Here is a 23507-nt window from a genome sequence, read left to right as displayed (position 1 = left end):
TATATTCTAAGAAAAATTTAAAATTAAACTAAACTGAGTATTTTAATCGTTATTATTTTAAAAAAGGCATACTTTTTATTTTAGAATAGCCACATTTTTCAATACACCGATTTAAAACACAATCTTATTTATCTCATGAAAACGAACACCTTATTACTTTTCGTATCTTTTATATTAGTATTAACATTTTCTTCATATGCAAATAATAGAAATAACGACGCTGATAAATTTGTAGTTGTACTCGATGCAGGCCATGGCGGAAAAGATCCTGGGAATTTAGGAAATGGTTATAAAGAAAAAGATATTGCATTAAAAGTAGTTTTAGCTATTGGAAGTGCCTTAGAGAAAAACCCAAATATAAAAGTAATTTATACTCGTAAATCTGATAAATTTATAGATTTATTTGTACGCGGAAAGATAGCAAACAAAGCTAAAGCCGATTTATTTGTATCTGTACATTGCGATTCGCACACATCACAAGCTTATGGAGCAGGAACTTTTGTTTTAGGTTTACACCGAAATAAAACTAATTTTGAGGTAGCTAAAAAGGAGAACTCAGTAATTTTATTGGAAGATAATTACCATCAAAATTATTCGGGTTACGACCCAAATTCACCAGAATCTGCAATTAGTATAATGATGGGAATGGAAGATTATTTAGATCAAAGTATTCAGTTAGCAAGTTTAATTCAAAAAAACTTTGTTGGAAAATTAAAAAGAAAAGACAGAAGTGTTAAACAAGCTGGTTTTATTGTTTTACACCAAACAGTAATGCCAAGTGTTTTGGTAGAATTAGGGTTTTTAACCAATAATAAAGAGGGTGCATTTTTAAATTCAAAAAAAGGCCAACAACAGATGGCTAAGGCTGTCACCGATGCTATTTTACAATATAAAGCATCCTTAGAACAAAATGTGGCGCATACTATTTTTGAAGAAGAAGAGATAGAAACATCTTCTACTAGCGATGAAATATATAAGGATATTACTTTTAAAATTCAAATAGCTGCAAGTTCAAAATCTCTAGTAACTAAGCCATACAATTTTAAAGGTTTATCTAATATTTCTAAAGAAAAAACGGGTAGTTTATATAAGTATTATTATGGTTCTACATCAAATTATACACAAACAAAGCAATTGGTAAGCGATGCAAAAAGCAAAGGCTATAAATCAAGCTTTGTTGTAGCTTTTAAAAATGGTAAAAAAATTAGTCTTAGCGAAGCTTTAAAAAGGTAATTAAGAAATTACAAGCATTCTTTTTAAAATTATCTTAAATTTGTCTTTGTTATTTAAAGAATATACAATTTGAAAATATCTAGAGAAGTAAAAACAGGCATATTAGTATTATTAGGAATTCTCCTTTTTATTTTTGGTTTTAATTACCTAAAAGGACAAAATTTATTAGATAGTTCTAAAACTTATTATGCAGTTTACGATAATGTTGAAGGCTTGGTGCCATCTACACCTGTAACCATAAACGGACTAAACGTTGGAAAGGTAGTTAGTATTAAATTTAAGGAGGACGGCTCAGGGAAATTATTAGTAAAACTAATGGTAGATAATGACTTTGAATTCTCGAAAAATAGTACAGCACAATTATACGATACAGGATTAATAGGAGGAAAGGCTATTGCTATTCTACCAGCTTTTGATAAGGCAGGTAACGCCGAAAGTGAAAGTGTATTAAACGGAACGGTAAAAGTAGGATTAACAGACGCTCTTGCAAACCAATTAACGCCATTACAAGGTAAAATCGAAAAAATGCTAACGAGTGCTGATGCATTAATTTCAAATTTAAATGATGTTTTAGATGAAAAGGGAAAAGCCAACTTAAAAACAAGTTTGGCTAGTTTAAGCGTAACTATGAAATCGTTTGAAGGCACATCAAAATCTTTGAATCAAATTATGCAAACTAATGAATCTAAAATTACCACGGTTTTAACAAATGCAGAAATTGCAAGTAATGATTTAGCAAAAATGACGAGTTCACTTTCTAAATCTGATTTAGCTGCAACTATGAAAAATCTTGAAACTACTTTAGCTAGTTTCAATAATATAATGGCAAACCTAGAAAAGGGAGAAGGTTCTATGGGCAAACTGCTTAAAGACGATGCCTTATACAATAATTTAGAAGGAGCAACCGAAGAATTAGAATCTCTTTTAAAAGATTTTAAATTACACCCAAACCGTTATACTAGAATTCTTTCTAAAAAAGAAATCCCGTATAAAGAACCTGAAACTAACTAAATATAAATGACATATTTACCAAACATAGTATTCGCTATAATTTTAATTTGTGGCATTGGATATTTTGCAAATAATGTAAAAAAGCTCTTCCGAAATATTAAACTCGGTCAAGATGTAGATGTTAATGATAATAAGCCTCAACGTTGGAAGAACATGGCCCGCATTGCCCTTGGGCAAAGTAAAATGGTGCGCCGCCCAATTTCTGGATTTCTGCACGTTGTTGTTTATGTAGGATTTGTTATTATAAATATAGAAGTACTTGAAATTATAATTGATGGGCTTTTTGGCACACATCGTATAGGCTTAAGTCTATTACCAACATCTGTTTACGGTTTTTTAATTGGCACGTTCGAGGTGTTAGCAATTCTTGTTTTTATTGCTGTAATCATATTTTGGATCCGTAGAAATGTAATAAAAATTCAACGTTTTTGGAAAAGTGAAATGACGGGTTGGCCAAAAAATGATGGAAACTTCATTTTATATTTTGAAATGGTTTTAATGACCCTATTCTTGTTTATGAATACTACCGATTTTCATTTTCAAGCCTTAAATTCAGGAAACGTTATCAGTCAATTTATATCGCCGTTATTTTCAAGTTTACCGGAAACTACCTTGCATGTTATAGAGCGTAGTGCTTGGTGGATACATATTATTGGTATTTTAGTATTCCTAAATTATCTTTATTTTTCGAAACATTTACATATATTATTAGCGTTTCCAAATACTTATTATGGTAAATTAACACCAAAAGGGCAATTCAATAATTTAGAGTCTGTTACCAATGAAGTAAAACTCATGATGGATCCAAATGCAGATCCATTTGCAGCACAACCGGAAACCGAAACAGACGAAGCTCCTGCTAAATTTGGAGCTAGCGATGTGCAAGATTTAAGTTGGGTTAGTTTATTAAATGCTTATACTTGTACCGAGTGCGGACGCTGTACTAGCGAGTGTCCTGCAAACTTAACAGGTAAAAAATTATCACCTCGAAAAATAATGATGGACACACGTGACCGTCTCGAAGAGGTTGGTAAAAATATCGATGCCAACAATGGTGAATTTAAAGATGATGGTAAACAATTACTTGGAGATTACATCACAAATGAAGAACTTTGGGCATGTACCAGTTGTAATGCCTGTGTAGAAGCCTGCCCAGTAAGTATCGATCCATTATCTATTATTATCGAAATGCGCCGTTACCTCGTTATGGAACAAAGTGCGGCACCAACAGAACTTAATAACATGATGACCAATATTGAAAATAATGGAGCACCATGGCCATATAATCAAATGGACCGTTTGAATTGGAAAGATGAATAATAATGAATGAGATACTCTTTAATTATATTAACTATTACTTTATTTTGCTTTAATCGGGTTCTATCTCAGGTTGGATATCAAAAAGATTCATTGCAAATAAAAGTTTATGCTGCTATTGATTATGTCGATACCCATCCAGTGGAGATTAAGGTTAAAAAGGTGTTTTGTGATTATTGTACAGAGTTTCAAATAGAAAAATTATCAGAAGAGGCATATCGAAGAACATTTTTAATTCGTAATGATAAAAATGTTAGACTTACAAACGGCACATTTAAACATGCTTTATATATTAGAGTTTCTAAAAAAGATTTAGCTGGTTTAAAAAGAGAAGATTTTGAAATAGAAGAAGATATAAATCCAAATAATTAAAATTATCCATTTTAATTTAGAAAAGAATAAAAATGAGCGAACAACTAAACGTACCAACCATGGAAGAACTCATGGCACAAGGCAAACAGCCCGACATTTTATTTTGGGTAGGTTCTGCTGGAAGTTATGATGATAGAGCCAAGAAAATAACACGTGCTTTTGTTAAAATATTAAACAAAGCTAACGTTAATTTTGCTGTTTTAGGAACTGAAGAAACATGTACTGGCGATGTTGCAAAACGTGCAGGAAATGAGTTTTTGTTTCAAATGCAAGCCATGATGAACATAGAAGTTCTAAATGCTTATGAAGTAAAACGCATTGTAACTTGCGATCCACATTCATTTAATTGCTTAAAAAATGAATATCCGGGTTTAGGCGGAAATTACGAAGTTCTGCACCATACACAATTTATAAAAGAATTAATTGAAACTAAAAAACTAGATATAAAGGATGGTGTGTTTAATGGTAAGCGTATTACCTTTCATGATCCCTGTTATTTAGGACGAGCAAATTCGGAATATGATGCACCTAGAGATGTTTTAGCTTCATTAAATGCTACCCTTCTAGAAATGAAACGTAGCAAGGCTACTGCATTATGCTGTGGAGCAGGAGGCGCGCAAATGTTTAAAGATGCCGAAAAAGGGGATAAGGAGATTAATGAACTTCGTACGGAAGATGCTCTTAAAACCAATCCAGAAATAATTGCAACGGCTTGCCCTTATTGTATGACTATGATGAGCGATGGCGTAAAATTAAAGGAAAAAGAAAATGAAATTACGGTTTTGGATATAGCAGAATTAATTGCACAATCTCAAGGTTTGTAACTAAAGTTAATTAAATAGAAGCTATCAGTCTCAGCTTGTCGAAGACAATCAATACCATCTTTTATAATTCGTAAAAAATAATAATGTTAGTAGATTTCAATATATTACCCGAAGAATCACGTGTTTGGATATACCAAGCAAATCGTTCGTTTAACGAACAAGAGTTAGAAGAAATTCATGATAAACTCAATGTTTTTATAGAAAATTGGACAGCACATGGTAGTGATTTACAATCGGGCTATACCATAAAATATAAGCGTTTTATAATAATAGGAGTAAACCAAAGTATGAGCCAAGCATCTGGTTGTTCTATAGATGCTTCAGTACGTTTTATTCAGCAATTAGAAAAAGATTACAATGTCGATTTAATGGATAAAATGAATGTATCGTACAAACAAGGCGAATATGTAGCATATAAAACATTAATAGATTTTCGTAAAATGGCTAAAGACAAAGCCGTTTCTAAAAATACCATTGTGTTTAATAATTTAGTTGCAACAGTAGGTGAGTTTAAAGAAAATTGGGAAGTTCCTGCAAGCGAAAGCTGGCATAGCCGATTTGTAAAATAAAATTGAAACACCCACAAATAATTAAAATTTTTGGGTGTTTTTTTTTCGTTTTATTTAATGGTAGTGTGATATTTTACAAGAACGGTGCAAAGTGTTTTATTCTATAAAAAACTTTCATAATTCAAATAGAATAATGATTTTTACATCTTTGAAAAAAGTAAAAACTAAATTATGGCTAAAGAGATTGTTTTATTAAATATTTCAGGGCAGGATAAACCGGGCTTAACATCTAGTTTAACTGGTGTTTTGGCCGAGTATGGTGCAAAAGTTTTAGATATTGGTCAGGCCAATATTCACGATACATTGTCGCTTGGTATTTTGTTCGAAATAAAATCTAAAAAGAAATCGGCATCTGTTTTAAAAGATTTACTTTTTAAGGCATATGAACTTGGTATTTCGGCTAAGTTTACTCCAATTTCTTTAGATAAATATGAAGATTGGGTAACGCTTCAAGGAAAAGATCGTTATATCGTGACACTTTTAGGTGAAAAATTAGCAGCCAAACAAATATCTGAAGTGACTAAAGTCATTTCAGATAAAAATTTAAATATTGATTCTATAACCCGATTGACAGGCCGGTTATCGCTTAAAAAAGAAGCCGAATATCCACGTGCATCTATTCAACTTTCCATTCGTGGTCAAATTGATAATAAAGCTGAAGTCACTGCAAAATTTATGCAAATTTCGAATGATCTCGATGTTGATATAGCTTTCCAAGAAGATAATATTTATCGTAGAAACCGTCGTTTAGTTTGTTTCGATATGGATTCAACTTTAATTCAAGCTGAAGTTATAGATAAATTAGCAGAACTAGCAGGAGTAGGAGATGAAGTTAAAGCCATTACAGAATCTGCTATGCAAGGTGAAATTGATTTTAACGAAAGTTTTAAACAAAGAATGAAACTTTTAAAAGGGTTAAGTGAAGATGTTTTGCATGATGTAGCTGTAAACTTGCCCATAACTAAAGGTGCCCGTCGCTTAATTGATACTTTAAAAAGCTACGGTTTTAAAACGGCTATTCTTTCGGGTGGTTTTACTTATTTTGGGGAATATCTAAAAAAAGAATTGGGCATGGATTATGTTTATGCCAACCAATTAGAAATTATAGACGGTAAGTTAACAGGTGGTTATTTGGGAGATATTGTTGATGGAAACAAAAAAGCCGAATATCTAAAAGAAATAGCCAAAAGAGAAGGTATTGATATTAGCCAAACTATTGCTGTTGGTGATGGCGCAAACGATTTGCCAATGCTTAACCTTGCAGGTTTAGGTATTGCTTTTCATGCAAAGCCAAAAGTAAAAGATAATGCACAAAGTTCTATATCTAGCATTGGTTTGGATGGTGTTTTATACCTATTGGGTTATCATGACAGGCATATTGATTTAATTGAATAATAAGCATTATTTACTTTATATTTTATAACGGAAAAAGCTCTAAAATTATTTAGAGCTTTTTTGTTGTTATTAATCACAATAAGTAGCCATTATCTGGATGTCGAAGATATACTATAAATCTTCAGTTAAATTAAGAATAACAAGCGTTGATAGAAATTTTGTTTATGATTAATTAAGCAAACGATATCTATATTGTTGCTAATACATTATTTCTTTAAATGTTTCTAATAGAGGGGGAAATGGGGTCTAAGTCTTCCAAATCGAAATTAATGACGTGTAATTTTGAATTAAACTCTTTAGATTTTTCAATAACATCGACCAAAGGAAGAATTTTATCTTTTTTATTTTCGACTACAAAACAATATTTGGACTTTATTATATCTAGATACATGCTTGCTTGATGATACTTTTTAAAATTTATTTATATTTAATCTAAATAAATTTTGTTTTCTCCAAAAAGAAAATATATTTGCATTTCTATTTATATTAAGTCTAAATAAAAATAAAAACATGAAATTTAAATTAATTAACTTACTTTATTTATTAACTATCTCTCTATTCATTACTGCGTGTTCTAACGATGATGATGGAGGAGAGCCATCTGTAACTGTAGAGAGGTCTGCCGTTATAGAAAATTATTCAAACCTTGTTTACCAATCGTATTTAGATAGCTACAACGGGGCTGTATCTTTACAAACCGCTATAGATGTTTTTATTGAAACACCTACCGATGCTAACTTTACAGCAGCAAAAACAGCTTGGTTAGCAGCTCGTGACTTTTATGGTCAAACTGAAGCTTTTAGAGAAGCTAACGGGCCAATAGACACCGAAAATGAATCTTGGAGTCTTGGCACGGAAGGGCAACTTAACGCTTGGCCTATTGATGAAAGTTATATTGATTATGTGGCAACAGGCACAGAAACTTACGCGGGAAGTTTTACAAGTATTATTTCTGATACTAGCGTCACTATTGATGAAGCTACTTTAGCTTCTTTAAATGAAGAAACAACAGATAAATCAATAAGTACTGGATGGCATGCTATTGAGTTTTTACTTTGGGGGCAAGATAATACAACTCCAAGTGAAGATTTACCAGGGCAACGTGATTATACAGATTATACTATAGCAGATGATGCAGATCGTAGAGCTGAATATTTAGAAGCTGCTACAGATTTATTAGTTAGTGATTTAAACGCTTTAACAACCACTTGGGCTCCTAATGGAGATTACCGTACAGTTTTTGAGGCTTTAGATGAAGATGTAGCATTAAAACAATTTATTAATGGTGCCTTTTTTATCGCTGGAGATGAGTTAAGTTCAGAACGTATTATTGCACCAGTAGATTCTACAGATGGTATAGATGGCCTAGGTCAAGAAGATGAGCACTCATGTTTTAGTGATAACACGCATCAAGATATTTGGGCAAATGCTCAAGGGGTTTATAATGTTGTTTTTGGCAGCTACGGAAGTATTTCTGGTGATTCTTTTTACGATTTAGTAAAAGCAAATGATGAAGAACAAGCTCAAAAATTAAAAGATGCTGCTGATGAAGCTATGGAAAAAGTTAACGCTATTGCTAATAATGCGGAACCTTTCGATTACTTAATTACTTTAGAGAGTTCTACAGACGCTAACTTTGGTGTTGTAATGCAAAGTGTTGTTGCTTTACAAGACTGGGCAGATGAGATAAGTGCATCGGCTATTACAGTAGGAATTAGTTTATAATTAACATAAATTATTTATTAGGTGAAATCTCGAATATTATATTCGAGATTTTACTATTTAAAAGAATAACTCAAAATGACGCATAAAATTATATTATTCTTTGTTCTAACATTGAGCTTTTTTAATTGTTCTAATGATGATTATGAACCAATTGCTGAAGCAGAATATGAAGAAGGAGAGGAATTATTAACGGGTGCATTAGGCGTAAATTCTACGAGTAGTAATGCTTTTGGTTTTGAAATAAGCGGTTTATCGTTTGTGCAACAAGCGGAATTTGCATCTGGTAATTCGTTATTTAATCAAACCTGGGTGTCCTCTCCTGCATCAACAACTGCTCGTGATGGCTTAGGGCCAACATTTAATGCGAGAGCTTGTGCAACATGTCACTTTAAAGATGGTCGAGGTCAAGCTTTTATAAATGGCGAAGATTCTAGTGGGTTTTTAATGCGGTTAAGTTCACCTGGTCAGGATAGTAATGGTGATGCTTTACCTGTATTAGGCTATGGTACACAACTTCAAGATCGTGCTAATAATGGTATTGATTTTGAGGCTAAGGTAGTTGCTGCTTATGAAACAATAACAGGGACTTATGCAGATGGTACACCTTACGAGTTACTAAAACCAATTTATAGCTTTTCTCAAGAATCTTTTGGTTCTTTAGCGGGAGTTTTAATGTCTCCAAGAGTAGCGCAGCAAACCATTGGTTTAGGCTTAATTAGTGCTTTACCAGATGATGAAATTACTAAGTTTGAAGATGAAGCTGATGCTGATAATGATGGTATTTCTGGTCGTGCAAATTATGTTTATAATTATGATTTAAACGAGCAAGATTTAGGAAAGTATGGGTGGAAAGCTAATGCACCAACATTAAAGCAACAAGTTGCAGGGGCTTTACATGGAGATATGGGGTTAACAACATCTCTTTTCTCTGAAACAAATTGTCCGTCGCCACAACAAGATTGTGAAGATGCCATTAATGGTGGAGAACCAGAAGTTACCGATGAGCAATTGGATAAAATTCTTTTTTATCAAGCTCATTTAGCTGTCCCTAATAGACGGAATTATAAAGAAGAAAATGTATTAAAAGGAAAAGTTCTTTTTACGTCTTTAAATTGTATAGGGTGCCATGCTATTAATCAAAAAACAGGAACAGATGCGGCAAGTGAGTATCTAGAAAATATAACGATAAAACCATATTCTGATTTTTTATTACATGATATGGGAGAAGATTTAGCCGATAATAGGCCAGATTTTTTAGCAACAGGAACAGAATGGAGAACACAACCTCTTTGGGGAATCGGACTTATTTCAACAGTAAATAGTCATACAAATTTGCTTCATGACGGTAGAGCTGCTAATATTGAAGAAGCTATTTTATGGCATGGTGGTGAAGCTGAAACTATAAAAGAAAATTTCAAGAATTTATCGGCCGAAGATCGTGAAAACCTTATCAGTTTCGTTAATTCACTTTAATAAGATATCTATTATTCAGATTTATAAAAACAAGACCATGAATACTATTAAAAATCTAACACTTTTATTTATTTCTCTTTTATTGTTTACTTGTAACTCATCAGATGATAGTAGTGAGCCTTCCTTTAAAGTTAATTTACTTGTAACTGATATTGTTAATCAAAATATTTTACCATCTGTAGATAATTTTGTTTCAGAAAGTATCAGTTTAAACACTGCTGTAGAGGCTTATTTAGAAACATTAACAGAAGTTGATTTAGAAATTCTGCGTGCACAATGGCAAGTTTCCGCGAAAGCGTACGGAAGTATTTACGCTTTTAATATTGGTGATGTACGTGGGCAGTTTATGCATCAGGCTTTGTTTAATTGGCCAACATTACCAACGGCAATTGAAAATATATTAACTAATAATGATGAAATCACCGAGACTTTAATGTTAAGTTTAAGTCCTCAAATAAAAACCCTTTCAGGATTAGAATATTTACTTTTTGGAGACGATTTAGCAGTTGTTAATGCTGGGTTTATTGCATCAGAAAAAAGAAGAGATTATTTAAAATACACAGCTTTAGAATTAAAATCGCAATCGGAAAGACTTCAAATTATTTGGGGAACTTTAAATTCTGGGGCTTACGCCACTACTTTTATCAATAATGAAGAAGCGGGAATAAAAAGTTCATTCAACTTATTGTATAACGGCTTATTCAATTTAATTGATAATGCTAAAATAACTAAAATAGGAAAGCCTGCAGGTTTAGAAAATTCTGAAAACACAAATCCTGAAATTTCACAAGCATATTTCAGTCATACATCATTAAAAATTCTTGAAAATAATATTAAAAGTATTGAAGCGGTTTATTTTAACCCAAAGGGTTTAGGTATTTCAGATTATGTTTATGCTACGGTTGATAATGAAGATTTAAATAATGCGATAGAAACTAAAATTGCAGAGGTTTATGCGGCTATTGATGGAATACCAACAAATTTTTATACTGCTATTTCCAGCAACCCTATAGAGGTAAAAACTTTACATGAAAAACTTAATGAATTAGGGGTTTTATTTAGCGTTGATGTGCGCAGTATTTTGTCTATTATTATAACAACTACCGATAATGATGGCGATTAATTAGAGTGTTATATAACAGGTTTTAGATTTATAGGAAATGTATTTCATTTACTAAATTTAAAATCTGTTATAAACTTCTTTATAAATCTATCTTAAAGTCTTTCCATCTTCCTTTTAAAAGTATTATTTTGGCACGATTATTAGTACTATACTTAATTACTAATAGTTTCTTAATTAATTCTTTTTATGCGTCATATAAAATTTACGGTAGTTTGTCTGCTTTCGGTACTTTCTATTTATAGTCAAACCTCTAAAAACCCCTTAGAAATAGCAAACCCAGAAGCACAGCACAAATGGGTTGATAGTGTTTATTCATCTTTATCTTTATCAGAAAAAATAGGGCAGTTGTACATGGTTCAAGTCATGTCTAGCCAAAGTGCTGCAACAAAAGTTAAGGTAGAAAACTTAGTAAAGAACAATCATATTGGTGGAGTTATTTATTCTAATGGCGGACCGTATAGGCAAGCTAAGCTTAATAATCAATTACAAGCTTTATCAAAAACCCCACTTTTAGTAGGTATGGATGCCGAATGGGGATTAAGTATGCGTTTAGATTCTACTTATGCATTTCCTTGGAATATGACGCTTGGAGCCATAAAAGATGATAAATTGGTTGAAGAAGCGGGTCGACATATTGGAGAACATTGCAAACGTTTAGGTGTCCATTTTAATTTTGCGCCTGTAGTTGATATTAATACAAATCCTAAAAACCCAATTATAGGGAATCGTTCTTTTGGGGAAGATCGTGATAATGTAACTCGTAAAGCTTCTGCTTTTATGAAAGGGATGCAAAGTGCTGGCGTGTTGGCCAATGCAAAACATTTTCCTGGTCATGGAGATACCGATCAAGATTCGCATTTAACGTTACCAACTATCAGTTTTGATGAAAAACGTATTGATTCTATTGAATTGTATCCGTATAAAAAGCTAATAACAGAAGGGCTTTCAAGTGTTATGGTTGCGCATTTAAACGTTCCTGGCTTAGATAATTCTGGTGTGCCATCTTCTTTATCAAAACACATTGTAACCGATATTTTAAAAAATAGATTAGGTTTTCAAGGGCTTATTTTTACAGATGCATTAACGATGAAGGGTGCCGCAGATTTTGATGAAACCGGCGATATTGATTTGGCTGCTTTTAAAGCAGGGAATGATGTGATGTTAATGTCTGAAAATGTAAGCATTGGTGTTTCTAAAATTAAAGAAGCTTATAATAGAGGTGAAATTAAAGAAGCGCGATTAGAACTTTCGGTTAAAAAGATTTTAATGGCTAAGTACAAAGTTGGTTTACAGAATTATAAACCAATTAGTTTAAAAAACCTTGCTAAAGATTTAAATAGACCTGAAGATGATATTTTATATGAAGAACTTCTTGAAAATGCTATTACCGTTGTAAAAAACGAAAATAACTTAGTGCCAATTACACATTTGGAAATTAAAACATTGGCTTATGTAAATATGGGTGACGATTCTGGCAATGTATTCTTTAATGAGCTGAAAAAGTATGGAAAAGTGCATGCTGTTAAAGGAAATACTTTAGAAGAATTAATGGGGCAATTGGAACCCTATAATACTGTAATTATTGGTTTACATCGTTCTAACGCAAATCCTTGGAAAAGTTATAAATTTACTGAAGAAGAGATTGGTTGGTTACATGAAATTTCACGAACGCATAGTGTTATTCTCGATGTATTTGTTAAACCTTATGCGCTTGCCGATTTAAGAACAATGGCGAATATTGAGACCATAATAGTGAGTTACCAAAACAGTGCTATCGCTCAGCAAAAATCTGCTCAGCTTATTTTTGGAGCCATTCCGGCAAAAGGGACATTACCAGTTTCTATAGGTCAGTTTTATAATGCTGGTGAAGGCATAGATAGTGATGCCATAAAACGATTAGGATACACAGTTCCTGAACGTGTAGGTATGAATTCTAAAAAATTAAATAGAATAGACTCTATTGCAAACTATGCTGTAAGTCATAAAATGACACCGGGAATTCAACTTTTAGTGGCTAGAAAAGGTAAAGTGATTTATAATAAGAATTTTGGAAAACACACATATGCTGGAAAAGAAAAAGTGGGTTTCGATGATATCTATGATGTTGCTTCATTAACAAAAATATTAGCAACTTTGCCTTTGTTAATGGAATTGGAAGAACAGAATATTGTTTCGCTCGATACTAAATTGGTTGAAATTTTACCAGAATACAAAGGCTCGAATAAAGAAAATATTACATTAAAACAGATGCTATCTCATTATGCGCAGTTACGCCCTTGGGAACCCTTTTATTATCATACTTTAGATACGGTTACTAAACGGCCAAGTGCAAAATATTACAGAAAAGTTAGGAGTCCGAAGTTTAATGTTGAAGTGGCTAAGAATTTGTTTTTAAGATCTGATTATCAAGATTCTATCCCGAAGATAATTAAAGATTCCGAATTGCTAGATCGTTTAAGATATCGCTATAGTGACTTTCCTTATTATATTTTAAAGAAATTTATTGAAGAGTATTACGACAGAACTCTAGAACAATTAGTGCAAGGACATTTTTATGAGTCTTTAGGAGCAAATAACACCATGTATAATCCGTATCATAAAATAAGTAGTAAAAAAATTGTGCCTACTGAAGAAGATAATTATTACCGTTTTCAAAGAGTACAAGGTTATGTACATGATATGGGAGCAGCTATGCAAGATGGTATTGGTGGCCACGCAGGTGTTTTTAGTAATGCGAACGATGTTGCAAAAATTATGCAAATGTATTTGCAAAAAGGGTTTTATGGCGGAAAACGCTATTTAAAACCGGAAACTGTAGATAAGTTTAATACACGTTATTTTGAAGCTCAAAATAATAGAAGAGGAATTGGTTTTGATAAACCTCAATTGGGAGAAGCGGGTCCAACATGTGGATGTTTATCCATGAAAAGTTTTGGGCATTCTGGCTTTACAGGAACCTATGCATGGGCAGATCCTGATGAAGAAATAGTGTACATTTTTATGGCAAATAGAACGTACCCTAATGCAGGTAAAAATTTGCTGTTAAAAGCAAATATTAGAACAGAAATACAGCGCTTAATTTATGAAGCGATTGAAGATTAAAAGGTATAGTTTATAAAATTAAGAAAATGAAAATAGGTATAGTTTGTTATCCAACATTTGGAGGTAGTGGAGTTGTAGCAACGGAGTTAGGAATAGAACTTTCTAAGCGTGGTCACGAAATTCATTTTATTACATATAACCAACCTGTGCGACTGGAATTGTTAGGAAACAATGTTCATTATCACGAAGTAAATGTTCCTGAATACCCGTTGTTTCATTATCAACCTTATGAGTTGGCTCTATCTAGTAAATTGGTGGATATGGTGAAGCTTCATAAAATAGAAATCCTTCATGTACATTATGCTATTCCACATGCTTACGCGGCTTATATGGCTAAAAAGATGTTAATTGAAGAAGATATTTACGTACCTATTGTTACCACATTGCATGGTACCGATATTACGTTAGTTGGAAGTCATCCTTTTTATAAACCTGCCGTAACTTTTAGTATTAATAAATCTGATGCGGTAACAGCGGTCTCTGCAAGTTTAAAAGAAGATACCTTGCGTTTATTTGATATTAAAAATGAGATATCGGTTGTTCCTAATTTTATAGATTTAGAAAAATATAATCATCATGGAATGACGGATTGCCAACGTGGCATGATGGCTAAAGAAGATGAAAGGATAATAACACATATAAGTAATTTACGTCCAGTTAAGCGGGTAGAGGATGTGATAAAAGTATTTTATAACATTCAAAAAGAAATGCCTGCAAAACTTATGTTTATAGGTGAAGGACCAGAAAAGGAAAAGGTAGAAAATCATTGTGCAGAACTAGGTATTACGGATAAAGTTATTTTCTTCGGAAGAAGTAATGAAATTGATAAAATACTATGTTTTAGCGACCTATTTTTATTACCATCTCAAACGGAAAGTTTTGGTTTAGCGGCTTTAGAAGCTATGGCATCTGGAGTTCCTGTTATTTCTAGTAATACAGGTGGTATTCCAGAAGTTAACATTCATGGAGTTTCTGGATATTTAAGTGATGTAGGTGATGTTGAAGATATGAGTAAGAATGCTATATATATTTTAAGTGATGAAAAGCGATTAAAAACTTTTAAGGAAAATGCTCGAAAAGAAGCCTTAAAATTTGATTTACGCGAAATTGTTCCTCAATATGAAAAAATTTATGAGGAGACTTTAGCGAAGTGTTTAGTTTTATAATTGGATAGTGAACAAATATTTTCATCGAGTTTAATAAAGAAAATAAGATTTCATATAAAAAATTAACCCCTTGTTTTTTTGTGAATTAAAACAATGGGTTATTTTATTAAAGAGCTAATATTAGTGCATGCAAAACTATGTGCGCTTCAACTGTTTTTGAATCTTTTTAATAGCCGATTCAATAGATTTTTCGGGCTCAATAATATTGTATTCACCCCAAAACCTAGGATCAGAAAACCCAGAAGCTTCATCGGCTAAAATAGTTGTAGGTCTAAGTGTTCTTTCTCTAGACTTTGCTATTTTGGTATCGATTTCTTCCCAATCCGTAATAGCCATTTCACTGTTTAACGTATAAATGCTATTAAACAATTTACCTTTCCAATTTACTTTAAAAGTAAGTGAAATGTTGCTGTAGGCATAATGCCATTTTCCATTTTGTGTTCGGTAATTTACGCGATATGTAGCTTGGGTTGGATAAACATCTACTTTTCTAGGTTTTTTACGAATGTACATTTTACTCGATAACTCTTTATTTTCGACATTTAAGCTATAAACGGCATTGGTAAGCGCTAATGTTTCGGAATCTATATAAAGTTTACCGTAATAAAGTGGTGTAATAATGTTTGGTTTTTGTTTGAAATTTACAACATAAATTTGTTGGTTGTTTACTTGGGTGTTGGTATCAAAACTAAATTCATAAAGCGGCATATCTTCATCTGTAAAAATATATTCAGGATACTTTATAATATCTGTATATAAATTGGAAAAAGGTCCTCCTTGTAGTTTTAAGGCTAGCGTATCTAATTTTGTGTAATCTGTGCTTTTTCTTGCTTTTACAAGCTCTATAGCATCTCTTTTTAAACTGTTATACGGTTGTTTATGTATTTGCACAACAGCTTCTGATAATGAGGCGTTTTTTCTTCGTTTTTTAATGGTTTCTCTATAAAAAGCGGTCATTAAAGTATTGCTGTTATTATAAAGTGTACTTTTTTTACCTAGAGTTGCTCTCACTAAAGCTTCGGGATCCGTATGTACGTTTATACTTATTTCGTTTAATGTTGTAATGGCAGGAATTAATTTAATTTTGGAGTTTTTATTTAATTCTGAAATGTTTATTTTTTTTGTTTCATACCCTAAACGAGATACTATAATTATATTATGGTTTGAAGTTTCTGGAATTTTTAAGACAAACTCACCATCGGAGTTTGAAACCGTACTAATGTTAGTGCCGCTGATTACAAAATTGGTAAATGTGAGAGGACTATTAGTTTTATAGTCTACAACGCGGCCTTTAATTTCTTTCGCATTCTTTTCCGATTGCGCCATGAGCGTACTTGTAAATACAATAAGTACGCTTAAAACAATAATTTTAATAAGGTTTTGAGTTTTCATAACTTTCTGTATTTAAAAGGGTTTAGACCTGTTTTAAGATACAAAAAAGAAGTATGATTTCAAAATATTTTAACAATTTGAGTTAAATACAGTCTTGGTAATTAGTTGTTTAGGTTAAATTTAGACTTCATCTACTGTTTCTGTGAGGGTTTTCATAAAAGAAACTAAGGCATTTTGTTCTTCGGAAGTTAAATTTAGTTCATCGAAAGGCAAGGTTTGGTGCTCTAAATCGAAACCTAATCCGCCGCCGCCGCCAAGGTTATAAAATTCAACCACTTGTTCCAAAGTGTTGTAGACGCCATTGTGCATATAAGGCTCTGTTAACGCTACATTTCTAATACTTGGTGTTTTAAACATACCTTTGTGTAGCTCTTCTTTATAACTCCAATAGAAACCTAAATCGTCGTCTAATTGTTTGTTTTCTGCAGTTTCAGGAACTCCAATCACTTCTTTTTCAGTTTCTGTAAAAAATGGAGGCACTGTTCCATTTGTTAATGGCATAAAATGACAAGTGGCGCACAAGGCTTTTCCCATAAATAAATTATATCCTAGTTTTTCTTCATCTGAAAAATTATTTTCTTCACCTCTAATATTTTTATCAAATTTAGAATTGAAACCATTTAATGTAGAAATATAAGATGAAATTGCTTTTATTACATCGGTATTATTAGATGCTATTTTACCAAAGGCATCTTTAAAAAGTGATGTGTAAGTGGAATCTATTAAGATGGCATTAGAGAATTTATGAACATTAGAATTAAACTCTTTATCGTTTGTAAATACCGATGAAATTTGATCTAAAAGTGTATTCGATCTCCCGTCTAAAAAGAAACTTTGCTGAAAAGCGGTATTTATAAGTGTTGGTGTGTTACGCTGTAAAGGTTTGCCCTTATTGTCTAGATTTAAAGCTACATTATCTGCATAACCTTTATTTTGTAAATGACAAGTAACACAAGCCATTTTTCCGTTTCCTGAAAGTTTAGGGTCTGAAAATAGTTTTTTACCTAAGGCTATTTGTTTGCTAGTTGGGTTCTTGTTTATAGTAGCTGTAAAGTAATTTAAATTGAAACTATTGTTCTCAAAAAAGGTGGGTGCATCAAAATTAAACGGTGTACTATCTATAGGTTCCCAAAGTGCGCTCGATTTTCTAATTTCAACCCAATTCCGAGTAATCGGATTCATGTAATCTCTAGTAAATGTAAAACGATCGAAAGTATCGAAATCTTTATTTTTATTGATGAATGCAATGGCGTTTTCTATGTTATTATTAAATTCTGAATCTAGTTTTTTATGCTTTTTTTGAATAACACTTTGTATGGTTTGCTCGTAAACGGTTTGTAAACTTTCTAAAGAAATAATGGTTTCGTTAATTCCTAAATGACTCACTGGTGTATCAAAACCAGAAATGGCCAAACTCACTATTCTTAAAAGTTGTTGATGTGTGGCAATAAAAAAACGTTGTGGGTTTAAATCGCGCTTTTCAATTCCTTTTTTCAAATTAGAAAGCATGCCTTTTTGCACATACAGTTCCTGTTTAAAATCGGTTTCGGATGTTTCATTATCAAAAATACTTTCTTCAATTTTTTGATAACCAACTGGTTTTATAATTTTCCCAGTGTCTTCTTTATAAATTGGTAGGGCAGGACCATTGGCTCTGTGCCCAACTTCGGGGTTTAAATACGATGCATAAGGTTCTGCTTTTTTGAATGCCACTCGTGATAAAGCAAAATAATCTTTCGCTTTTTCACCATGCATACCTTGAGCTTCTAAGCTGTCTAAATACAGTAAAGCCGTATCAATATTTTGAGCATAATATTGTTGAGCAGATGCCCAGTTTATTACTGAAATAGTTTCTTTTTTATCTTGATTACAAGATGTTATAAGAATACAAGTTAATATAAAAAATAGGGATTTAAAATACTGAAACATGGTAAAAGTTATATAAATGAAAGAATCTTCATTATGAAAATGAAGATTCTTAATATTAGAAAAATTTAAGGTGTACTATCTAGCTAAGCCTTTTAATAACACGATTTGACCACCTTGGTTATGTGGTAAGCTGCTGGATACAAAAGCATCGCTTTCCCAGTAATGTGGTTGTAAGTTTAATAGAAAAGTATCTGGAACACCTACTTTATCAGAGATATCGGTTAAAGCGCCAAACTCACCAGAAAACCCTGTAGATCCCGATGGGTCTAAGTTGTTTTCAATTTTTAATTCTAAAACTACTTTAGTGTTATTTCCATCTAAATCTGATTGGTAAATTTGAGCAGCATGATTTCTAGAAAAAGAGTTTGGATCTTCTTGCGTATAAATATAGTTTTCTGTTACACAAATGTTATCTGGACTTTGTAATTCTGCAATATTACCATCTTTATTATTTGTATCGGTATTTCCGCTAATAATTTGAGTTAATTTACCTTCTAATGGGTTGGTTTCATCAAGTTCAATCTTGTAAACAGTTCCCCAATCGTTATAAGTTCCTCTTCCAGGACCTCTTCCGGTTACGGCAAAAAACACTTCTCTTGCATTAGCATCGCTACCTTTTCTGTAATCTACATCTTCAACACGCATAAATTGGGAAGCAAATACATTTGTACAAGCTGTTTCCATTTCGTCTTTAGTTAAAGAAGCACCATCAACGATTTCAACAAATTCGATATCGTAAGAATTAGCGAAATCTAAACTACCTTCATTATAAACGGTATTTGCAGTAACATCCATTGCACCTCCAGCACCATCAGATACTTGTTTAAACCTTAAAACGTAAACTTTTCCGTTTTCTAAATCTGCATCGCTGTTTTCAGATAAATACATAATAACCTGACCTTCAGATCCACTAGAATCATCATCCCCACCAACAATAACTGTTTTACCAGAATAGGCGCCTTTTGGCAATGGTACTGCATTTTCCCATGAAAATTCACCTAAAGCATCTAAACCAAAATCTGCAGTTGGAGTAGGTGTTTCAATCCAAGGATCGATACCTTTTACATCGTAAGCATAACTTTCTGAAGCAGATAAAAATATATCTTTATCACCACCATGTATCGCAGCTTCCCACATAGTTCCAGAACATTGTCTAGCATAATCGGCAACGCCACTATTTAATAACCATTCACCTGTAATTGGGTTTAAGTTTTTATCAAAACGAATTCTAGAAACGGCATAATCATCTTCAGCATTAACAACGTATATGTACTCGTCTCCATCTTTTAAAAATCCAGCGCCATCTTGAGCACCCACTAAACGGAAACCATTAGAAAGCACATCTGTAGAGCTTATTAAAGAAAAGGCTTCCACTGTGCTAAAATCAGAATGTAATTTTACTAAAGGAGCTAAAGAAGATTTGTTTGTAAACATAGTTGTAGGAGGCGTAAAATCTTCTCCATTCTCACCGTCTTCACCATCTTTTCCGTCAACACCGTTAACACCGTCTTTTCCGTCTTCAATATCACAGCTAGTTAATACTGTACTTACAGAAGTTACTACAAAAAGAAATAAAAATAATTTAATGTACTTGTTCATCATTATAAAAATTGGTTAATTAATTCGGTTCAAAATTATAATTTGAATCAAAGAATCATGTTAACTAACCACTGTGTTTAATTTAATTTTAAGTAACCTTAATGTTAAAAACGTTACTTAAATATTAACCAATAGCTGAAATTTGGAATGAAATGTTAATTGAATATAAAATGAATGTTTCCTGAATTTAATACGACTTATTAGGTGCTTCAATTTCCTTTGTATTTCTTAACGAAATTTTTAGAATTGCAAAATTGAATAAGCTTATATTTACACTTTCTATCTATTTTACTATGCCAGCAGACTGTATTTCGTTTAAAAACACAGGATATTTTTCAAGTTTAATTTGTGAATATCTCAATGAAAATCAAGAGTTAAAGCCGTTCTATAACCGTTTTCCAAATCTTGATAATTTTAAAAAACAAATTGATGAAAAGCAATCGAGTTTCACGCAAGAATCTCGGAATGTGTTATATTCTGTATTATCAAAACAATATAAAAAGGTTGATGCTTCAATATTAACACTTCAAAATATAGATTTATTAAAATTAGAAAACACCTTTACAATTACTACAGGACACCAATTAAATTTATTTACTGGGCCACTTTATTTTCTGTATAAAATTGTATCGGCAATAAATCTTTCAAAAGAATTAAAAGAAAAATATCCTAATCAGAATTTTGTTCCTATTTATTGGATGGCAACAGAAGATCATGATTTTGATGAAATAAATTATTTTAATTTCAAAGGAAAAAAAGTACAATGGAATAAAGAGGCGAGTGGTGCTGTTGGCGAATTATCAACCGATGGTTTAGCAGAAGTGTTTGAAGTATTTTCTAATGAAATAGGACACACCAAAAATGCAGAACATTTAAAAAATATTTTCAAAAATGCTTATTTAGAGCATGATAATTTAGCCGATGCCACGAGATACTTAGCAAATTCATTATTTAGTGAATATGGATTAGTAATTGTTGAAGCAAATGATGCTGAATTAAAAAGAAGATTTATACCTTATATAGAAACAGAATTATTGAGCGAAACAGCGTTTAAAGCAGTTTCTGAATCTATTGAAGAATTGAGTAACTATTCTCGAAATTATAAAGCTCAAGTAAATCCTAGAGAAATTAATTTATTCTATTTAAATGAAAATTTAAGAGAACGTATTGTTTTTGAGCACGATGTTTATAAAGTTTTAAACACCAATCTTTCGTGGAGTAAAGAAGCTATTTTGGATGAAGTAAAAAATAATCCAGAACATTTTTCACCAAACGTGATTATGCGACCTCTATATCAAGAAGTTATTTTACCAAACCTTTGCTACATTGGTGGAGGCGGAGAATTAGCTTATTGGTTTCAATTAAAAAAATATTTTAATACAGTTGAAGTGCCTTTTCCTGTATTGTTATTAAGGAACTCTGTTTTAATACAGACGGAAATTCAGAGTAAAAAGCTTCAGAAACTAAATATTTCAAAAGAAGATGTTTTCTTAAAACGAAATGCCTTTATTAATAAAAAAGTTAGAGAAATTTCTAATATTGATATCGATTTTTCGGAACAAAAAAAATATTTAGCACAACAGTTTGAAGGTATGTATAAACTTGCAGAAGAAACTGATAAATCGTTTTTAGGTGCTGTAAAGGCGCAAGAAGTAAAGCAAATAAAAGGTTTAGAGCATCTTGAAAGTCGTTTGTTAAAGGCTCAAAAACGCAAGTTGAAAGATACGGTTTCTAGAATGACGGACTTGCAAACAGAACTTTTTCCGGGTGGTAGCTTACAAGAAAGAAACACCAATTTTTCAGAATTTTATCTAGAACATGGTACACAATTAATACCAGATTTAATTAAAAATTTAGAACCTTTAAAAGGCGAGTTTTTAATATTAACTTTATAATTTAAGGATGCATAAGATTGATATTGAATTGGTAGAAATGACTATGGATATTATGAAATATACCATAGATAGAATTTCATCTACAAAGCATAAAATAGGAAAACCTAAAACCGCAGAAGAACTAAAAAAATTGGTAGGTGAAACGGTTACAGAAAAAGGTGTTGGAGGTGAGCATGCTTTAAAGTTGTGGAAAAAACATTTGATGAAGGCTAATGTGCCTATAGATCATCCACGAAATTTAGCCTTTGTGCCCGCAGCTCCTACAAGAGCAGCAGTTATGTTCGATTTGGTTGTATCTGCTTCTAGTATTCATGGTGCGTATTGGATGGAAGGTGCTGGTGGTATTTTTTGTGAAAACGAAGCTATGAAATGGATTGTATCTTTAACAGGATTGCCAAAAGGAGCTTTTGGTGTTTTTACTAGTGGAGGTACCGCTGCAAATTTATCGGCAATTGTTACAGCAAGAGAATATTGGCGTAGCTTAGATGATGATAATAAAACAAGAAAAGGGCTTATAATAACTTCAATAGGTGCACATTCTTCAGTTAAATCCATGGCTAAAGTTGTGGATGCAGATGTATTATTTGTAGATACTGAAGATAAAATGTATGCGGACGCCTTACAAAGTAAAATAGATGCTTTAACTATAGATGATCGTAAACGGTTATTTGCTGTTGTAGCCACAGGAGGGACTACAAACGCTGGAATTATTGACGATTTATCGGGTATTGGAAGTATTTGTGAAAATGAACATCTTTGGTTTCACGTTGATGCTGCTTATGGTGGAGGCGCTTTAGCTGCCGATTCTGTAAGACATTTATTTAATGGTATTGAAAAAGCAGATAGTATAACCATAGATCCTCATAAATGGATGTTTTCTCCGTATGATTGTGGCGCGGTTATATATAGAAAACCAGAATTAGCAAAAAAAGCACATGCTCAAGAAGGATCTTATTTAGATATTTTTAAAGATGAAGGAGCTCATGGTTTTAACCCTACAGATTATCAAATACAATTAACGCGCCGTGTTAGAGGTTTACCGTTATGGTTTTCTTTAGCCATGCACGGCACTGATAAATATAAGGAAGCGGTAGAACGTGGTTTAGAATTAGCTCAAATAGCAGGTAAATTAATAGAAGAAAAACCTTTTGTAGAGTTGGTTAGAGCTCCAAGTTTATCTTGTGTGTTATACCGAAGAATTGGTTGGAGTCCAGAAGATTATACACATTGGACCTATGAGAATCATGGAAAAGGTTTTGCTTTAGTAACGCCCACAAAATGGAAAACAGGAGATAGTTTTGAAACTGTTTCTCGCTTTTGTTTTATTAACCCAGATACTACTGAGGAAGATATAGATATGATTTTGGATTCTATGAAATAAA

The 23507-nt window shown here is 32.3% G+C and carries 17 protein-coding genes; 14 read left to right on the top strand and 3 right to left on the bottom strand.

Features of this window, described 5'->3' with window-relative positions; all coding sequences use genetic code 11:
• Nucleotides 1-135 precede the first annotated feature (135 nt).
• From M4I23_RS05935 to bshA, 12 genes are all read left to right on the top strand, one after another.
• Nucleotides 136-1233: an N-acetylmuramoyl-L-alanine amidase gene (locus M4I23_RS05935; RefSeq protein ID WP_158849797.1), complete on the top strand. Its 1098-nt coding sequence runs from the start codon at nucleotides 136-138 to the stop codon at nucleotides 1231-1233.
• A 69-nt stretch (nucleotides 1234-1302) separates the two neighbouring features.
• Complete coding sequence (locus M4I23_RS05930) at nucleotides 1303-2244, top strand: MlaD family protein (protein WP_158849799.1); 942 nt, start codon at nucleotides 1303-1305, stop codon at nucleotides 2242-2244.
• A gap of 6 nt (nucleotides 2245-2250) precedes the next feature.
• Entirely contained in the window at nucleotides 2251-3564 is a 1314-nt protein-coding gene (locus M4I23_RS05925) for a (Fe-S)-binding protein (RefSeq protein ID WP_249753770.1), read from the top strand.
• Between the two features lie 6 nt (nucleotides 3565-3570).
• Nucleotides 3571-3933 (top strand): hypothetical protein, encoded by a 363-nt coding sequence (locus M4I23_RS05920; protein ID WP_158849803.1) that lies wholly within the window; start codon nucleotides 3571-3573, stop codon nucleotides 3931-3933.
• Between the two features lie 32 nt (nucleotides 3934-3965).
• The gene (locus tag M4I23_RS05915; protein WP_158849805.1) at nucleotides 3966-4757 is read left to right on the top strand and encodes a (Fe-S)-binding protein; all 792 of its coding nucleotides are present in this window, start codon (nucleotides 3966-3968) and stop codon (nucleotides 4755-4757) included.
• An 83-nt stretch (nucleotides 4758-4840) separates the two neighbouring features.
• Nucleotides 4841-5326 (top strand): ABC transporter ATPase, encoded by a 486-nt coding sequence (locus M4I23_RS05910; RefSeq protein ID WP_158849807.1) that lies wholly within the window; start codon nucleotides 4841-4843, stop codon nucleotides 5324-5326.
• 171 nt (nucleotides 5327-5497) lie between these two features.
• Nucleotides 5498-6721: a phosphoserine phosphatase SerB gene (gene serB / locus M4I23_RS05905; protein ID WP_158849809.1), complete on the top strand. Its 1224-nt coding sequence runs from the start codon at nucleotides 5498-5500 to the stop codon at nucleotides 6719-6721.
• Between the two features lie 510 nt (nucleotides 6722-7231).
• Complete coding sequence (locus M4I23_RS05900) at nucleotides 7232-8446, top strand: imelysin family protein (protein WP_158849811.1); 1215 nt, start codon at nucleotides 7232-7234, stop codon at nucleotides 8444-8446.
• A gap of 75 nt (nucleotides 8447-8521) precedes the next feature.
• Complete coding sequence (locus M4I23_RS05895) at nucleotides 8522-9919, top strand: di-heme oxidoredictase family protein (RefSeq protein ID WP_249753769.1); 1398 nt, start codon at nucleotides 8522-8524, stop codon at nucleotides 9917-9919.
• 37 nt (nucleotides 9920-9956) lie between these two features.
• Entirely contained in the window at nucleotides 9957-11042 is a 1086-nt protein-coding gene (locus M4I23_RS05890; RefSeq protein ID WP_249753768.1) for an imelysin family protein, read from the top strand.
• Nucleotides 11043-11228: 186 nt separating this feature from the next.
• Nucleotides 11229-14144: a glycoside hydrolase family 3 N-terminal domain-containing protein gene (locus M4I23_RS05885; RefSeq protein WP_249753767.1), complete on the top strand. Its 2916-nt coding sequence runs from the start codon at nucleotides 11229-11231 to the stop codon at nucleotides 14142-14144.
• Between the two features lie 26 nt (nucleotides 14145-14170).
• On the top strand, nucleotides 14171-15310 hold the full coding sequence (gene bshA / locus M4I23_RS05880; protein ID WP_158849819.1) for an N-acetyl-alpha-D-glucosaminyl L-malate synthase BshA: 1140 nt from the start codon (nucleotides 14171-14173) through the stop codon (nucleotides 15308-15310).
• A 135-nt stretch (nucleotides 15311-15445) separates the two neighbouring features.
• Here bshA and M4I23_RS05875 read toward each other — a convergent pair whose 3' ends face one another.
• The 3 genes from M4I23_RS05875 to M4I23_RS05865 all read right to left on the bottom strand — a co-directional run bounded on the left by M4I23_RS05875 (nucleotide 15446) and on the right by M4I23_RS05865 (nucleotide 20233).
• Nucleotides 15446-16702 (bottom strand): carboxypeptidase-like regulatory domain-containing protein, encoded by a 1257-nt coding sequence (locus M4I23_RS05875; protein WP_249753766.1) that lies wholly within the window; start codon nucleotides 16700-16702, stop codon nucleotides 15446-15448.
• Nucleotides 16703-16822: 120 nt separating this feature from the next.
• Nucleotides 16823-18631, bottom strand: a complete 1809-nt coding sequence (locus M4I23_RS05870; protein WP_249753765.1) for a cytochrome c peroxidase — start codon at nucleotides 18629-18631, stop codon at nucleotides 16823-16825.
• Between the two features lie 75 nt (nucleotides 18632-18706).
• A complete protein-coding gene (locus M4I23_RS05865; protein WP_233267550.1) occupies nucleotides 18707-20233 on the bottom strand; it encodes a PhoX family protein in 1527 nt (508 codons plus the stop codon).
• A 290-nt stretch (nucleotides 20234-20523) separates the two neighbouring features.
• On the opposite strand from M4I23_RS05865, the gene bshC reads away from it, so the two are divergent.
• Complete coding sequence (gene bshC / locus M4I23_RS05860; RefSeq protein WP_249754055.1) at nucleotides 20524-22125, top strand: bacillithiol biosynthesis cysteine-adding enzyme BshC; 1602 nt, start codon at nucleotides 20524-20526, stop codon at nucleotides 22123-22125.
• 7 nt (nucleotides 22126-22132) lie between these two features.
• Complete coding sequence (locus M4I23_RS05855) at nucleotides 22133-23506, top strand: aminotransferase class V-fold PLP-dependent enzyme (protein WP_249753764.1); 1374 nt, start codon at nucleotides 22133-22135, stop codon at nucleotides 23504-23506.
• Nucleotide 23507 lies beyond the last annotated feature (1 nt).

Source organism: Algibacter sp. L4_22 (assembly GCF_023473045.1).
Lineage (GTDB): Bacteria > Bacteroidota > Bacteroidia > Flavobacteriales > Flavobacteriaceae > Algibacter.
Note: the sequence above shows the minus strand (reverse complement) of the source record. Positions and strands in the feature narration are given on the sequence as shown.

What these genes read in the sequence shown, in the direction of transcription:
- M4I23_RS05870 (WP_249753765.1), bottom strand. Translation starts at nt 18,631, where the DNA reads ATGTTTCAGTATTTTAAATCCCTATTTTTTATATTAACTTGTATTCTT.
- M4I23_RS05875 (WP_249753766.1), bottom strand. Translation starts at nt 16,702, where the DNA reads ATGAAAACTCAAAACCTTATTAAAATTATTGTTTTAAGCGTACTTATT.
- M4I23_RS05855 (WP_249753764.1), top strand. Translation starts at nt 22,133, where the DNA reads ATGCATAAGATTGATATTGAATTGGTAGAAATGACTATGGATATTATG.
- serB (WP_158849809.1), top strand. Translation starts at nt 5,498, where the DNA reads ATGGCTAAAGAGATTGTTTTATTAAATATTTCAGGGCAGGATAAACCG.
- bshC (WP_249754055.1), top strand. Translation starts at nt 20,524, where the DNA reads ATGCCAGCAGACTGTATTTCGTTTAAAAACACAGGATATTTTTCAAGT.
- M4I23_RS05900 (WP_158849811.1), top strand. Translation starts at nt 7,232, where the DNA reads ATGAAATTTAAATTAATTAACTTACTTTATTTATTAACTATCTCTCTA.
- M4I23_RS05890 (WP_249753768.1), top strand. Translation starts at nt 9,957, where the DNA reads ATGAATACTATTAAAAATCTAACACTTTTATTTATTTCTCTTTTATTG.
- M4I23_RS05865 (WP_233267550.1), bottom strand. Translation starts at nt 20,233, where the DNA reads ATGATGAACAAGTACATTAAATTATTTTTATTTCTTTTTGTAGTAACT.
- M4I23_RS05885 (WP_249753767.1), top strand. Translation starts at nt 11,229, where the DNA reads ATGCGTCATATAAAATTTACGGTAGTTTGTCTGCTTTCGGTACTTTCT.
- M4I23_RS05935 (WP_158849797.1), top strand. Translation starts at nt 136, where the DNA reads ATGAAAACGAACACCTTATTACTTTTCGTATCTTTTATATTAGTATTA.
- bshA (WP_158849819.1), top strand. Translation starts at nt 14,171, where the DNA reads ATGAAAATAGGTATAGTTTGTTATCCAACATTTGGAGGTAGTGGAGTT.
- M4I23_RS05895 (WP_249753769.1), top strand. Translation starts at nt 8,522, where the DNA reads ATGACGCATAAAATTATATTATTCTTTGTTCTAACATTGAGCTTTTTT.
- M4I23_RS05925 (WP_249753770.1), top strand. Translation starts at nt 2,251, where the DNA reads ATGACATATTTACCAAACATAGTATTCGCTATAATTTTAATTTGTGGC.
- M4I23_RS05910 (WP_158849807.1), top strand. Translation starts at nt 4,841, where the DNA reads ATGTTAGTAGATTTCAATATATTACCCGAAGAATCACGTGTTTGGATA.
- M4I23_RS05920 (WP_158849803.1), top strand. Translation starts at nt 3,571, where the DNA reads ATGAGATACTCTTTAATTATATTAACTATTACTTTATTTTGCTTTAAT.
- M4I23_RS05915 (WP_158849805.1), top strand. Translation starts at nt 3,966, where the DNA reads ATGAGCGAACAACTAAACGTACCAACCATGGAAGAACTCATGGCACAA.